A 12,780-nucleotide genomic window follows, 5' to 3' on the forward strand; every position below is an offset into this window, starting at 1 on the left:
AGGGTACAGCATCTGGAATAATGCGCGCAAAATAACAAGCGGCTTCTAGGCTGTCAATTACCGTGCTTGACCAGCTCAGCTTAATCTGCCAGATAATAATCGACCGTCGAGACCACGCGTACTTTTTTCAAATACGGCGTATTGCTGTCGCGATCTTCAATACTAAACAGCCCCTGATTGGCGGACTTGATTTTGCCCAGACTGCTTTTTGAATCTGCAGCAAATTTTTCCGCTACACTTCGGGCATTTTCGGTGGCCTGTTCAATCATCGCAGGCTTGATGTCATTCAGCTTGGTAAATAAGTATTCCGTTCTTTGTCCGGAATCATCTCCGGCAAAGGCAATGCCTTTTCTACCCAAAGCCACCAGACGACTTTGTGCCGAACGCACTGCATCTATTTTATGGGTATAGACCGTAATGGTCTGGCTGGCGGTATAACGCAGTGCGACATTGGCATCCCCGCCATATTGCTGGGCATATTTATCAGTAATACTCGGTGAAGCACTGGTAATTTCTTCCACGCTAAATCCTTCATTTTTTAAGAAGGTCTGAATTTCCTGGGTATTGGTTTGCATGGTATCGTACAATTCAGCCAGATCCTGACTGCCGGCATTAAAGCGGATTGGCCATACCGCCACATCGGCTTTGACTTCACGTTCCGACAAGCCTTTGACCGAAACTATACGTTCATATTGTTTAATTTTCAGCGCGCTATTACCCAGAATCCATCCGGCAATAATCATCCCTAAGCCGATCAAGGCACCTAAAATAAGGGCCGGTTTGAATTGATTCATCCTTCAACTCCTTTGAAATCTTTTTTCGTTCTTATTGATCCTGTCACGCTATCAAGTAGCGATAAAATGATACTAATTCAATCTTATTTTTATCACTCTAAGATTTAATCAACCTAGCACTTAGCCTTGATTCATCAGATAAATTGCCATTAACGGCGTCAGGTTAAACAGTAAAATCCCGATTTTATAGAGCGCCATACCTGAATAATGAATCACATAAAAACTGGTCTCTGAGAGCTGAAACCATTTTCCATGTACCTGTTTCATCCAGTTTCGGGCAAAGACAAAGACCATGAACCAGATCATGAGAATGACATAATTGATGAGTGTGCAAAACAGTAAAAAACGGCACCAGACATCGAGATTCATGAGGATTCCCCTAAGGGGCGGCTGATGTTTTTAAAATAACAGATCATGTTGAGAAATGAAGGATTGATTTGTATCTTGCTTGGATAAATATTTTTCTTAAATTTATGATTTATATTTATTTTAATTTTTTATTCTGCGTGTATTACTGGAGAATTTTTTAGGGTGTTGGGAAAACTCGCAATGGTTTACTTCAACTATCATTCTTTGTAAGACCTGATCTTATAGCCTATAAACTTTTGGTCTATAGCGTCCTAAGCCGAATCGAGACCTTTTGGGTTCGTACTGCACTCGCGTTTTGCGCCGCTCACAGCATGCTACTCTTTCCGATCCCATCACACCCTTGAAAGCTATATTAGGCAAAGATGGACGGGATTAATTTCCTATGTTTTTTTAATTTCGACTAAATCTGAAAATTTATTTCATCATTTATATCAATATAGAGAAATAAATTCCATTTCTGATTTTTTACGCTTTTTTATTCGATAAAATTAGAGTTTATTGCAATTTATATTCAGGACATAATTACTGTTTTATTGAAAGAATGTTCCCTGAATCCATTGCGCACTAAACCACCAGGCACTGATCGCGGACATCCCGCACAGAAGATTGGCCAAGACCTTGTTGAGTCTGGTCAGCTCAGAACTATAAATTTTCAGGTTAAGTAGATAGGCGATCACAGCGTAAAACGAGCCAATCGCGCCCCCGAAAAGAATCAAGATGAGCGGCCATGCGGAATAGAAATGGGCTTTTTTATCTAATTTTCCTGACTCTGGTGCGTGCTGTTGAATATCCATAGTTGATAACCCTCTTTTTAATATATGCACTTGCACTATTTCTAGGCAGGTATTTACTCTTTAGAAAATATTTGCCTTCTAGGACTTTCACTGAAGCAAGAAGCAGACCAGTTTTATCGTACAAAGAGCTGTCGGGTATGATGATTGATATAGGCATTTAGTCCATCGCCATATTGAGCGAGCTGTTTCATGTTTTCGACATGCTGATAACCGGCACTGCTATAGCTATAAGTGTAAACTTTCGAGGTTTTCTTGAATTGAACGCGAATAAACTCGTTACCAATCTCGTAATTGGCAACACCTGAGTCGTGATTAAGATCAAGATAATGTTGCAATTGAGCTGCCCTAAATACTTTGAATCTAGGGTTTTAGATGGGGTTTTATTGATTATTTTTCAATCAATCTTAAACTATAAATAGGGATGTTTAAATAGCAAAAAGCCCTATCGAGTAATAGGGCTTTCATTCAAAACAGAGGGTAACTGTTTGAGTTGTTTTGCTTAGGCATTCTTATTGTTAAATTGATTGCCTTGGCATTTGGTACACGGTGGTAAACGATCAGTACCAATTTCTAAGTAGGTGCGGTGTCCGCATTGAACACAAAAATAGAAGCCTGTTCCGGGTTTTTCGCCAGCAGTAACCATCTTTGTTCTCCATGGTTTTAGAAATGGTCTGACTAGTATAACCCTCTGGTGATGAATGTCTATTGTCCATTTTTGTAAATGATAGTGTCGTTTGGGCAAAGTAGTATTTCTAATTATTATTTAGTAACCCATTAATTAAGTGATAATTTATTATTTTTTTCAAGTTAAGTAGTTTAATAACATTGAGATAAGTGATGCATAAGGCCAAGTATAGCGCAGTGCGTTAATACAAAATTATCACCATAGCCATATGAAATTTTATATTCCCTTAAAGTTATAGACGTCTTTAATCATTGAGGAAGCTCAATTGCTTAAGTATAAAAAGAAAAGTACCTGTTTGTATTTTCTTGATAAAGACATTAATGCTCTAAATAAAAACCCCACTTCACAGTAGGGTCTTTTTTAAACAATATCAACAACTTTAATCCACTCCAACCCTCCTTAAAAAAGTAGGGAGTTCCCCTCTTTTTCAAAGAGGGGCTAGGGGTGATTAAAAAAAAGATTAAGCCACATTCCCTTCCAAGAAGTCTTGTGCAAAGCGCTGCAATACCCCACCCGCTTCATACACATGCACTTCTTCTTCAGTATCCAAACGGCAAGTCACAGGCACTTCAACAATCTGGTTCTTACCATCATCGGTCGAACGCTCAATTACTAAAGTCAACGTCGAACGTGGCGCGATATTACCAATCACGCTATACAGCTCAGTACCATCAAGACCTAAAGTCTTACGATCTGTACCCGGCTTAAACTCAAGCGGTAAAACACCCATACCGACTAAATTAGTACGGTGAATACGCTCAAAACCTTCTGCCACAATCGCTTCTACACCTGCCAGACGCACACCTTTTGCTGCCCAGTCACGGCTAGAACCCTGACCATAATCCTTACCGGCAATAATAATCAACGGCTGTTTACGGTTCATGTAGATTTCAATGGCTTCCCACATCCGCATTACTTCGCCTTCAGGCTCCACACGTGCTTTCGAACCCTGCTTGATGGTACCATCAGAACGCACCACCATCTCATTAAACAGTTTCGGGTTGGCAAAAGTCGCACGTTGCGTCGTGAGGTGATCACCGCGATGCGTTGCATAGGAGTTAAAGTCTTCCTCAGGCACACCCATTTTTTTCAGGTATTCACCTGAAGCACTGTCGAGCACAATCGCATTCGATGGTGATAAATGATCAGTGGTGATGTTATCGCCCAAGATCGCCAGCGGACGCATATTTGACAAGGTACGCGGTGCAGCCAAAGCCCCTTCCCAATACGGCGGACGGCGAATATACGTACTTTGCGGACGCCAGTCATACAACGGACTTGTTGCTTTTTCATTCACACCCAAATCGAACATCGGAATATAGATTTTTTTGAATTGTTCTGGTTTTACAGCAACTTTCACCAGCGCATCAATTTCTTCATCCGATGGCCAGATATCTTTTAGATAAATCGGATTGCCGTCTTTATCGTTTCCTAAAGCATCTTTTTCGATATCAAAACGAATCGTACCGGCAATCGCATACGCTACCACTAAAGGCGGTGAAGCCAAGAATGCCTGTTTCGCATAAGGATGAATACGCCCATCGAAGTTACGGTTGCCCGAAAGCACCGCTGTTGCATACAGGTCACGGTCGATAATTTCCTGCTGAATCTTTGGATCGAGTGCACCCGACATACCGTTACAGGTCGTGCATGCATAGGCCACGATACCAAAGCCCAGTTTTTCTAAATCTTTAAGTACGCCAGCTTCTTCAAGGTAAAGTGCCGCCGCTTTAGAACCCGGTGCAAAAGAAGATTTCACCCAAGGTTTACGCACCAAGCCCAATTCATTGGCCTTACGTGCCAATAAACCTGCTGCAACGGTATTACGTGGGTTGGAGGTATTGGTACAAGACGTAATCGCCGCGATAATCACCGCGCCATCTGGCATCAAGCCTTCCGCTTCTTGCGCACGAGCTGCTTCTAAATTACCGGCAATGCCTTTTTCTTTCAGGTCAGCCGTAGATACACGTGCATGCGGATTTGATGGGCCAGCGATATTACGTGTCACAGTCGATAAATCGAAACGCAGCACACGTGGATATTCCGCTTGGGTCATGTCTGATGCCCAAAGCCCGATCTCTTTAGCATAAGTTTCGACCAGTTTGACTTGCTCAGGTTCACGGCCGGTCAAAGTCAGATAATCAATGGTGTTCTGGTCGATATAGAACATCGCAGCCGTTGCGCCATATTCCGGGGTCATGTTGGAAATCGTGGCACGATCACCCACCGACATGCTGTCAGCACCTTCACCAAAGAATTCTAAATATGCGCCAACCACACGTTCTTTACGCAGGAATTCGGTTAATGCCAAGACGATGTCCGTTGCGGTAATGCCTGGCTTGCGCTGACCCACCAATTCCACACCAATAATATCCGGCAGACGCATCCACGATGCACGGCCCAACATCACATTTTCCGCTTCCAAGCCGCCAACACCAATCGAGATCACGCCCAATGCATCTGTATGAGGCGTGTGCGAATCTGTACCGACACAGGTGTCCGGGAATGCCAGACCATCACGGTTCTGAATCACCGGAGACATTTTCTCCAAGTTGATCTGGTGCATGATGCCGTTGCCCGCAGGAATTACATCAACATTCTCAAAGGCAGTTTTGGTCCATTCAATAAAATGGAAACGATCTTCATTACGACGGTCTTCAATGGCACGGTTTTTCTCAAAAGCATCCGGATCAAAACCACCAAACTCAACCGCCAGTGAATGATCGACAATCAGCTGGGTTGGAACGACCGGATTGACTTTAGACGGGTCACCGCCCTGATCGGCAATCGCATCACGTAAACCGGCAAGGTCAACCAGTGCCGTTTGCCCCAAGATATCATGACACACCACACGTGCCGGATACCAGGGAAAATCATGTTCCTGTTTACGCTCAATCAGCTGGCGTAAAGACTGTTCCAGAATGGCAGGATCACAACGACGCACCAACTGCTCTGCCAGGACTTTGGAAGTATAAGGAAGTTTGGCATATGCGCCTGGCTGAATATTTTCTACGGCCTGTCGCACGTCATAATATTCCAGCTGGGTGGATTGCAGCGGTTTACGGTAGTTGTTGTTCATAAGCTTGCCTGCCCTCGTTTATCTCTATTTTTATTCATCAATAGATATTGATGAGTTACTTTTGTAATAGCAGCATTGTACGCTGCACAAATAGCATTTCCCAAATTTTATATTTTTCAATTACTTAATTATAAAAATCGGTATTTTCGCAAAAATTTGTTACATAGACTTTAGAATTTTTGCTTTAAAGCGGTCTTTTGCTAAAAAAAATCTGAATAATTCGCCTTATTCTTTAGTCTTATGTTGCAAAATATTTCTCTATCTTTTTATTTGAATATTACTATAAACCACTAATATCATTAATAAATAATTAATTTTATGTGCATTTTTTTAAAGATAAAAAAATATAGTCTCACTGGTTTTCATAGGCCTGTCCTGCCGCCGCATTTAGCAAAATTTCAATCCCCTAATTTGGGATAGCAGATTTTCCAAAACTATCAGAATCTCAGTGTGACGAATGTCACATTCTTCGCAATCCTCACATTAAAACAATAACCATAACAGGCAGAACTGAAATGTTGAAAATCGCAATATTCGGAGCTATAGCCGCCATTTTGACGCTCTTAGCTCGCGGTTGGGATGGAACAAAAAATCCATCGCCGCCGTCAAATCCATCTAACCCCTCCCAACCTTCTCATCCCTCACACCCAACACCTCCACCCAAACCCTTACATCCCGTTCCGACCACATCAGACAGCTTGATTAGCAATCCACCCCTATTACCAAAAAGTGCCAAGGGCAAATATGAGCTGATCGTGGCCTATAAAACCAGCAAACTCTATAACCCCAGAAACGGATTATGGGATCAGGTACTGCTGAGAGGCTATTTAACCAAACCCAGTTTATTTGATAAGAAAAAAACCGGTGAATATGTCGAGGATCAGATGGTCGGACCACAGATTCGGGTCAAACAGGGTGAAACCATGGCGCTTAACCTGAATAACCAGCTGCCACCCGAGTCAGAAACAACCTGCCCAACTCATGTTGAGAATGTAAATGAACCACACTGCTTTAATACCACCAACCTGCATACCCATGGCTTCTGGGTCAGTCCTCAAGGCAATAGCGATAATGTCTTTTTGAAATTCAAACCTCAGGAAAAATTTGATTATCAGTTCAAAATGGAACCGAATCATCCCGCAGGGACTTACTGGTATCATGCCCATCTGCACGGTTCAACTGCTCTTCAGGTGTCGAATGGCATGGCAGGTCCATTGATTGTTGAAGGCTCAAGAACACCAAAAGTCAAAAATGGCAAAGTCACCTCAACTGGAGATATGGATATTCTATGGAAAGAAAAAAACAGTTACCCGAACGAAAACATCCTGTTGTTCCAGCAAATCCAATATCGCTGTAGTAATCCCGATCCTAATATCACATTCGCTGTTCCCAATAACTGTGAAGGTGTAGGTATAGGCATGCTGGAAAATTATAATGACCTGTCTATTAGTGGCTTCTGGACCAACCAGAATTACTACACGTCTATCAACGGTAAAATTGTGGGAGAGATGAAGGTTGAACAGAATGTATTTAACCGCTGGCGCATGATTCATGGCGGTGTACGCGATACCATTGGTTTAATCATAAAGGAAATTCCTGACTCCAGTAAGTTTAGCGCAGAGCAAACCATTAAAGCCTGTTCAGCCTATCAGGAGGCAGACAAGAAAGCTGAATTTGAGAAGCTGAATAGCCTGAATGTGCATACCATCGCGCAAGATAGCTTAACCATGAATCATATACAGACCAGAACCCTGTCCGTGTTCCATCCTGGTTATCGTCATGATGCAATGGTTGCCTTTCCGACCACCAATAGATACTGCATTTTTGACACCAAATTGAATATCGATGATGAAATTAACGCGCCATTACCGAATGTAGGTCCTCAAATTGCTCCAAATCATCGCCTCAATGCCCAACTGCTGGGATGGGTCAATGTAAAAGCAGCCAAGACCAAGGCTCAGACTGCTGCCCAGTTCCTGAAAGATCGGGCACAAAAATTGGTTTAAGCAAAGACATCCAGACCCAGTTATCTCAGCTTAATCTTTCTGCGTTTAGTGATCATCCATCATTGATGACACCCGAAATTGATAAAGTAGTTGCTGCCCGACCAAAACAATATAGTGCTTTTTCGCTCGGCCCCGACCCTAGAACTGGCGTATTCAAATTTGGCTTCCGACATAAAAAAGATGGAGATACACTGAGTTTTGGAGATTTCTTTGATGGAGATGGTTCAGTGGATGGCGAATATGTCCGTCAGTTACAAGTTGGACAGACTGATGAATGGGAACTGACCAGCGCTGGTTTTGGTGGTCATCCGTTCCATATTCATGTTAACCCGTTCCAGATTGTTAAAATTTTGAATCCTCAAGGTAAGGATGTCAGTGAGGCAGTAGCCCCAGAAGATCCGGTGAATCCAGTTCTGGATGATGTGCAATACCGTGGCATGAAAGGACAGTTTAAGGACACGCTTTTTGTAAAACAAAACTATACCTATATTGTGCGCAGCCATTACAAGAAATTTGAAGGTGACTTCGTACAGCACTGCCATATCCTCGACCATGAAGATCAGGGCATGATGGAAACCGTACGGGTCTGTGGAGGCAAATTCCCTTGTGATTCGCCATTACCGGCTAGCCATCACCACTAAAGATCTGCTCGCTAAAAGCCAATGATTTCGATTGTTGGCTTTTTTGTTTGCCTCTATTTGATGCTTGCTGCACAATAACTGCATTGATTTATAGTATTCAAACCGGGGCTTATTATGGTAGCGTCTCCTGCTTTTACATTGTTTAGTCTGAATGGTGTAGATGCACAAAAATTCCTTCAAGGTCAGGTGACTTTGAATACTGAAACTTTGGCGGAAAACCAGACACGCTATACTGCAATCTGTAGTCTGAAAGGACGCATCCAATTTGGCTTATGGCTTAAAAAAATCAGTCCGGAAAGCTTTGAAATCGTGAGCATTGCAGATCAGGCTACGGAACTGGCCAATCATATTAAAAAATTTGGCGCCTTTTCAAAAATGAAACTGGAACTGGTCGGTCCGGTTTATCCAGTCATTAATGGCATTCATACTGACTTCGTTACGACTGAAACCGATGCCACCCTTTGGGAGCAGCAAGCCATTGAATCAGGTCAGGCCTGGATTCAGGCTGCCACCGCGACCCTGTTTCAACCACAAGAATTACGTTTGCATCAACGCGAAGGCATTCAATATGACAAGGGTTGCTACTTGGGTCAGGAAGTCATTGCACGCCTGTGGTTTAAAGCCAAGCCAAAACACTGGTTACATCTGGTTCAAGGCACAGGTACCGTGCCTGATGTTGCGACCAAACTGAATAATGATGTTGAAATTGTCAATAGCATCGCGATTGACGACGGTTATAAAGCGCTAGTCGTTGCAAAACCTGAAGCATTGACCGAATTGGGCCTAGAAGTACTGGAACTTCCGGAAGCTTTGAGCGGTGATGTAGCGCGTCCGCAATAATCACTGCATAACTCATAAAAAAGCCAAGATAAAATTCTTGGCTTTTTTATTTTAGAAGCCATGAAACAGCTTGTTCATGTCTTTTACCACATAATCTTTAAAATGATAGGCCCGCGCATGTTTGGCATCAAACTTTGCCGTGAGTTCACCTTTTTGAAAGACATATACTTGGTCTTCCTGACTCATCAAAAACTCTGCACCAAGTTTCATCAGCAGCGCATCAATCTTGTCTTCATCGGCAATCGATTCATCAGCATTGACTCTGTCATAGTGACGTTTAATGGTTTTGACAAACATGGTTAAATCCTGGGAGTCTGATTCAAACCGAGATTTAATCAGAGAAGTCGGCTGAAGCAAAGTAATCCTTTTGATATCTGCAGGATTGATCAGAAACCTGTGCAAATCATGCATCGATTTAATCGGTATATTGTGCTTCGATGATTTGTATTTAGTGACAAATTGTATATTTACAAAGCACAAAATCCTTTTATGATGTAAGTGAAAATGATTAAAATCGCACCAAGGAATAAGGTGCCAGCAATAATAAGGTTATAGGAACCATGAAAAAATTAGTACTCGCTACAGTTCTTGCCCTTTCTGCGCAATTCGCTCTGGCAAATACCGTAAAAGATCAAGTCGATCCCCAATTCCAAAAAGTTGAGGCCATGGTCAAAGCCAATAATTTTAAAGGTGCCTATGACGCTTTGAATCAATTGGCCAGTCAGGGAAATGCCCAAGCTTTATATAACTTAGGCTATTTGACCCAAACCGGCCAAGGTACAACCAAGGACGAGAAAAAAGCCATTCAGCTTTACGAGCAGGCAGCCAGCAAAGGCTATCCGGTGGCCAATTATGTACTGGGTAAAAACTATGCAGCCGGCACACTCGGCCTCAAACAGGATTTGGCCAAAGCCAAACAGCATCTGGAACGCGCTTCAGCAGCCAAATTTGATGATGCCAGCATTGATCTGGCCATACTGCTATTTTCTGAAAATACGGCAGCGTCAAATAAAGTCGGACTACAAAAGCTGCAACCGCTGATCAGCAAAGGCAATATGCAGGCCATTCATGCCAAAGCCTTATATGACATCAGCAGCGGTTTCAAAAACAAAGATGAAAAACCGATTCAGCAAGGCCTAAGCAGCATTCAGGAACTGGCAAAAAAAGGTTATATTCCAGCGCTGATGGCAGTAGGTAATATGTTTGCCAATGGCAGTATTGTTCCGCAAAACCTGCCAGAAGCGAAGAAAATCTTTGCTGCATTGGCGCAGCAAAATGTTCCGCAGGCCAAGGAATCTTTGGCAGCAGTAGATAAAATGCTGGCTGAGCAGAAAAAAGTACCTGCGAAGAAAAGTTAAGTTAATTCCACAAAATTAAAATATAAAAAGCCCCATGCAATTTGGGGCTTTTTAATAGCAGAGCATTCATCTTCTAAAAGATTATCCCCACCACAAGGCAATTAAGCCACTGGTCACGATAAAACCAACAATGGTACTCATCAACAGTGGCGTTAAGGTTCGATCATTCAGACCATATGCCTGTCCCAACATGCCAAAAATCGTCGGCATCGGCAAAGCAGCAATGAGCGTACCGGCATGGACCATTTCCTGACTTAAATCAGTTAACTGGCTCAGTCCCAGATACATCAATAACGGCATCATGATATTGCTGGAAAATACCAGATAGAAACTTTGCAGATTGACATATTTCAGACTCATTCCTACGATCCCGCCGCCAATGGCAAACAAGGCCAATGGTGAGGCCGTCTGACCAATCAAGGCGAAGACCTGATCGAGATAGACTGGAATTTTAATCTGGAAAACCGCACAGGCCATGCCGAGCATGACCCCCATAAATAAGGGATTCTTTAGCAAAGTCAGCAGTACACTTTTCAGAATGGCGCCGAGATTTGCCTGATGTTGTGTGCCCAGCGCAGCCATGACCAGCACCAGCGGAATCAGCAACATGCTTTCGATGATCACCACCAGAGAGGTATAGGTCATCGCCTGTTGCCCAATCAATAAGCTGAGCACAGCCGTACCAATCAGGCCGGTATTCGACATTGCAGCGCCCAGCGACAGCACTGCACTTTGCGAATGCGTATTTTTAAAATGACGGCGCATGATCCAGAAGCCGCTACCATAGAGCACTAAGGTCACGCTGCTATATACTGCAAAGTATTCAAAATACCAGATTTCATGCAGGTCCTTGGAGGCAAGGGACTGAAAGAAGAGCAAGGGCAAGGCTACTTTAATCACAAAAGCACCGACCGTCCCCACCTGCTCTTTGCTTAACACTTGACTCTTTACAGTCAGATAACCCACTGCCAACAATAAAAATATGGGCACAATGACCGCAAAAATCATAATGCAGTATCCTCTTGTCAGTGATATTCCATTATAAGAATTTCTGAGACTAAAGCAGTGTTAAAAAGGCTCAAACAGGTGATTCAAACCATGCGGTGCGCAGCGCAGATATTGCGGTGAAATCTTGATTTTTTCATCAAGTGCTGCCGCTGCATGCCAAGGCCAATGTGGATCATAAAGAATGGCACGAGCCAGTGCGATAGCGTCGGCTTGGCCCTTTTGTAAAATATCTTCTGCCTGCTTAGCTTCAGTAATCAATCCCACGGCAATCACGGGAATATTCACGACTTTCTTGATCGCATCTGCAAAAGGTACCTGATAATTCGGCTTCACATCGATGTTCTGTTTAGCATGTAAGCCGGCACTGGAAATATGAATATAAGCAGCACCCGCAGCTTCTAGTGCTTTGGACAATTCAATTGAAGAATCAATGGTCCAACTATCTGGCTGATCCATCCAGTCGCTGGCCGAAATACGCACTCCAATCGGATAGCCTTCTGGAACCGCCGCTTTCATGGCTTGTAATACTTCCAGAGTCAGGCGAATCCGGTTTTCCAGTGAACCGCCATACTGATCATCACGTTTATTTGAAAGTGGTGACATGAACTGATGCAGTAAATAACCATGCGCTGCATGCAGCTCAATCAGGTCAAAACCGGCCTCAACTGCACGTTTGGCACTTTCTGCAAAGTCAGCAATGACCTGCTCAATTTCCGACTGGCTTAAGGCTTTGGGTGGATGTTCATCGGCCTGAAAAGGAATATCACTGGCAGAAACAGTTTGCCAGCCATGTGCTTCATCCGGCTTAAACTGACCTTTACCTGCCCATGGTTTATCTGTTGAAGCTTTACGCCCTGCATGTGCGAGTTGAATCGCAAAAGGCATCGGGGAAATGGATTTGACTTTTTCCAGTAAGGTCTTGATCTGCTTTGCCTGTTCGTTATTCCACAAGCCCAGATCGGCATAACTGATCCGGCCTTCTGGCTGTACCGCAGTCGCTTCGACAATACATAAACCTGCACCCGATAAGGCATAGTTGGCCCATTGCTGCTCGTGCCAATAGGTAATTTCCCCCTGCTCTGTTGCAGAGTACTGACACATCGGCGCAATTACGATTTTATTTTGAAGTTGCAGTGATCCAAATTGAATAGGTTGAAATAGTAATGCCACGCTGTATTTCCTCTTTTTATTGCCCAGTTTCACTCT

The 12,780-nt window shown here is 43.2% G+C and carries 11 protein-coding genes and 1 pseudogene; 3 read left to right on the forward strand and 9 right to left on the reverse strand.

Annotated elements, in window-relative coordinates; all coding sequences use genetic code 11:
* Positions 1–80: 80 nt before the first annotated feature.
* From AC13CK_RS13555 to acnD, 6 genes are all read right to left on the reverse strand, one after another.
* On the reverse strand, positions 81–794 hold the full coding sequence (locus tag AC13CK_RS13555) for an SIMPL domain-containing protein (protein ID WP_425878658.1): 714 nt from the start codon (positions 792–794) through the stop codon (positions 81–83).
* Between the two features lie 120 nt (positions 795–914).
* Positions 915–1,163 carry a DUF6868 family protein gene (locus AC13CK_RS13560; RefSeq protein ID WP_425878656.1) on the reverse strand — a complete coding sequence of 83 codons (249 nt, stop codon included), beginning with the start codon at positions 1,161–1,163 and terminating at the stop codon, positions 915–917.
* Positions 1,164–1,693: 530 nt separating this feature from the next.
* Positions 1,694–1,957 carry a hypothetical protein gene (locus AC13CK_RS13565; RefSeq protein ID WP_004281730.1) on the reverse strand — a complete coding sequence of 88 codons (264 nt, stop codon included), beginning with the start codon at positions 1,955–1,957 and terminating at the stop codon, positions 1,694–1,696.
* Between the two features lie 113 nt (positions 1,958–2,070).
* Entirely contained in the window at positions 2,071–2,292 is a 222-nt protein-coding gene (locus tag AC13CK_RS13570) for a hypothetical protein (RefSeq protein WP_004732115.1), read from the reverse strand.
* Positions 2,293–2,456: 164 nt separating this feature from the next.
* Positions 2,457–2,600 (reverse strand): zinc ribbon-containing protein, encoded by a 144-nt coding sequence (locus AC13CK_RS13575; protein WP_004645925.1) that lies wholly within the window; start codon positions 2,598–2,600, stop codon positions 2,457–2,459.
* A gap of 502 nt (positions 2,601–3,102) precedes the next feature.
* The gene (gene acnD / locus AC13CK_RS13580; RefSeq protein WP_425878653.1) at positions 3,103–5,721 is read right to left on the reverse strand and encodes a Fe/S-dependent 2-methylisocitrate dehydratase AcnD; all 2,619 of its coding nucleotides are present in this window, start codon (positions 5,719–5,721) and stop codon (positions 3,103–3,105) included.
* A gap of 515 nt (positions 5,722–6,236) precedes the next feature.
* Between acnD and AC13CK_RS13585 the strand changes: the two are divergent.
* Positions 6,237–8,368: pseudogene (locus tag AC13CK_RS13585) on the forward strand (multicopper oxidase family protein).
* 114 nt (positions 8,369–8,482) lie between these two features.
* Positions 8,483–9,208, forward strand: a complete 726-nt coding sequence (gene ygfZ / locus AC13CK_RS13590) for a CAF17-like 4Fe-4S cluster assembly/insertion protein YgfZ (protein ID WP_425878651.1) — start codon at positions 8,483–8,485, stop codon at positions 9,206–9,208.
* A 51-nt stretch (positions 9,209–9,259) separates the two neighbouring features.
* On the opposite strand, the gene AC13CK_RS13595 is transcribed toward ygfZ, so the two are convergent.
* Positions 9,260–9,505, reverse strand: coding sequence for a hypothetical protein (locus AC13CK_RS13595; RefSeq protein ID WP_253102263.1), 246 nt, complete (start codon positions 9,503–9,505; stop codon positions 9,260–9,262).
* A gap of 263 nt (positions 9,506–9,768) precedes the next feature.
* Here AC13CK_RS13595 and AC13CK_RS13600 point away from each other — a divergent pair, with 263 nt between their 5' ends.
* Complete coding sequence (locus tag AC13CK_RS13600; protein ID WP_425878649.1) at positions 9,769–10,566, forward strand: tetratricopeptide repeat protein; 798 nt, start codon at positions 9,769–9,771, stop codon at positions 10,564–10,566.
* A gap of 81 nt (positions 10,567–10,647) precedes the next feature.
* Here the strand turns inward: AC13CK_RS13600 and AC13CK_RS13605 are convergent, their stop codons facing one another.
* Positions 10,648–11,574, reverse strand: coding sequence for an AEC family transporter (locus AC13CK_RS13605; protein WP_425878647.1), 927 nt, complete (start codon positions 11,572–11,574; stop codon positions 10,648–10,650).
* Between the two features lie 60 nt (positions 11,575–11,634).
* Positions 11,635–12,744 carry an NADH:flavin oxidoreductase/NADH oxidase gene (locus tag AC13CK_RS13610; RefSeq protein ID WP_425878644.1) on the reverse strand — a complete coding sequence of 370 codons (1,110 nt, stop codon included), beginning with the start codon at positions 12,742–12,744 and terminating at the stop codon, positions 11,635–11,637.
* Positions 12,745–12,780: the final 36 nt, after the last annotated feature.

This window comes from Acinetobacter sp. L-24 (genome assembly GCF_056857555.1).

Coding starts and splice junctions, on each gene's coding strand:
- AC13CK_RS13605 (WP_425878647.1), bottom strand. CDS start 11,574: ATGATTTTTGCGGTCATTGTGCCCATATTTTTATTGTTGGCAGTGGGT.
- AC13CK_RS13565 (WP_004281730.1), bottom strand. CDS start 1,957: ATGGATATTCAACAGCACGCACCAGAGTCAGGAAAATTAGATAAAAAA.
- AC13CK_RS13555 (WP_425878658.1), bottom strand. CDS start 794: ATGAATCAATTCAAACCGGCCCTTATTTTAGGTGCCTTGATCGGCTTA.
- AC13CK_RS13600 (WP_425878649.1), top strand. CDS start 9,769: ATGAAAAAATTAGTACTCGCTACAGTTCTTGCCCTTTCTGCGCAATTC.
- AC13CK_RS13560 (WP_425878656.1), bottom strand. CDS start 1,163: ATGAATCTCGATGTCTGGTGCCGTTTTTTACTGTTTTGCACACTCATC.
- ygfZ (WP_425878651.1), top strand. CDS start 8,483: ATGGTAGCGTCTCCTGCTTTTACATTGTTTAGTCTGAATGGTGTAGAT.
- AC13CK_RS13575 (WP_004645925.1), bottom strand. CDS start 2,600: ATGGTTACTGCTGGCGAAAAACCCGGAACAGGCTTCTATTTTTGTGTT.
- acnD (WP_425878653.1), bottom strand. CDS start 5,721: ATGAACAACAACTACCGTAAACCGCTGCAATCCACCCAGCTGGAATAT.
- AC13CK_RS13595 (WP_253102263.1), bottom strand. CDS start 9,505: ATGTTTGTCAAAACCATTAAACGTCACTATGACAGAGTCAATGCTGAT.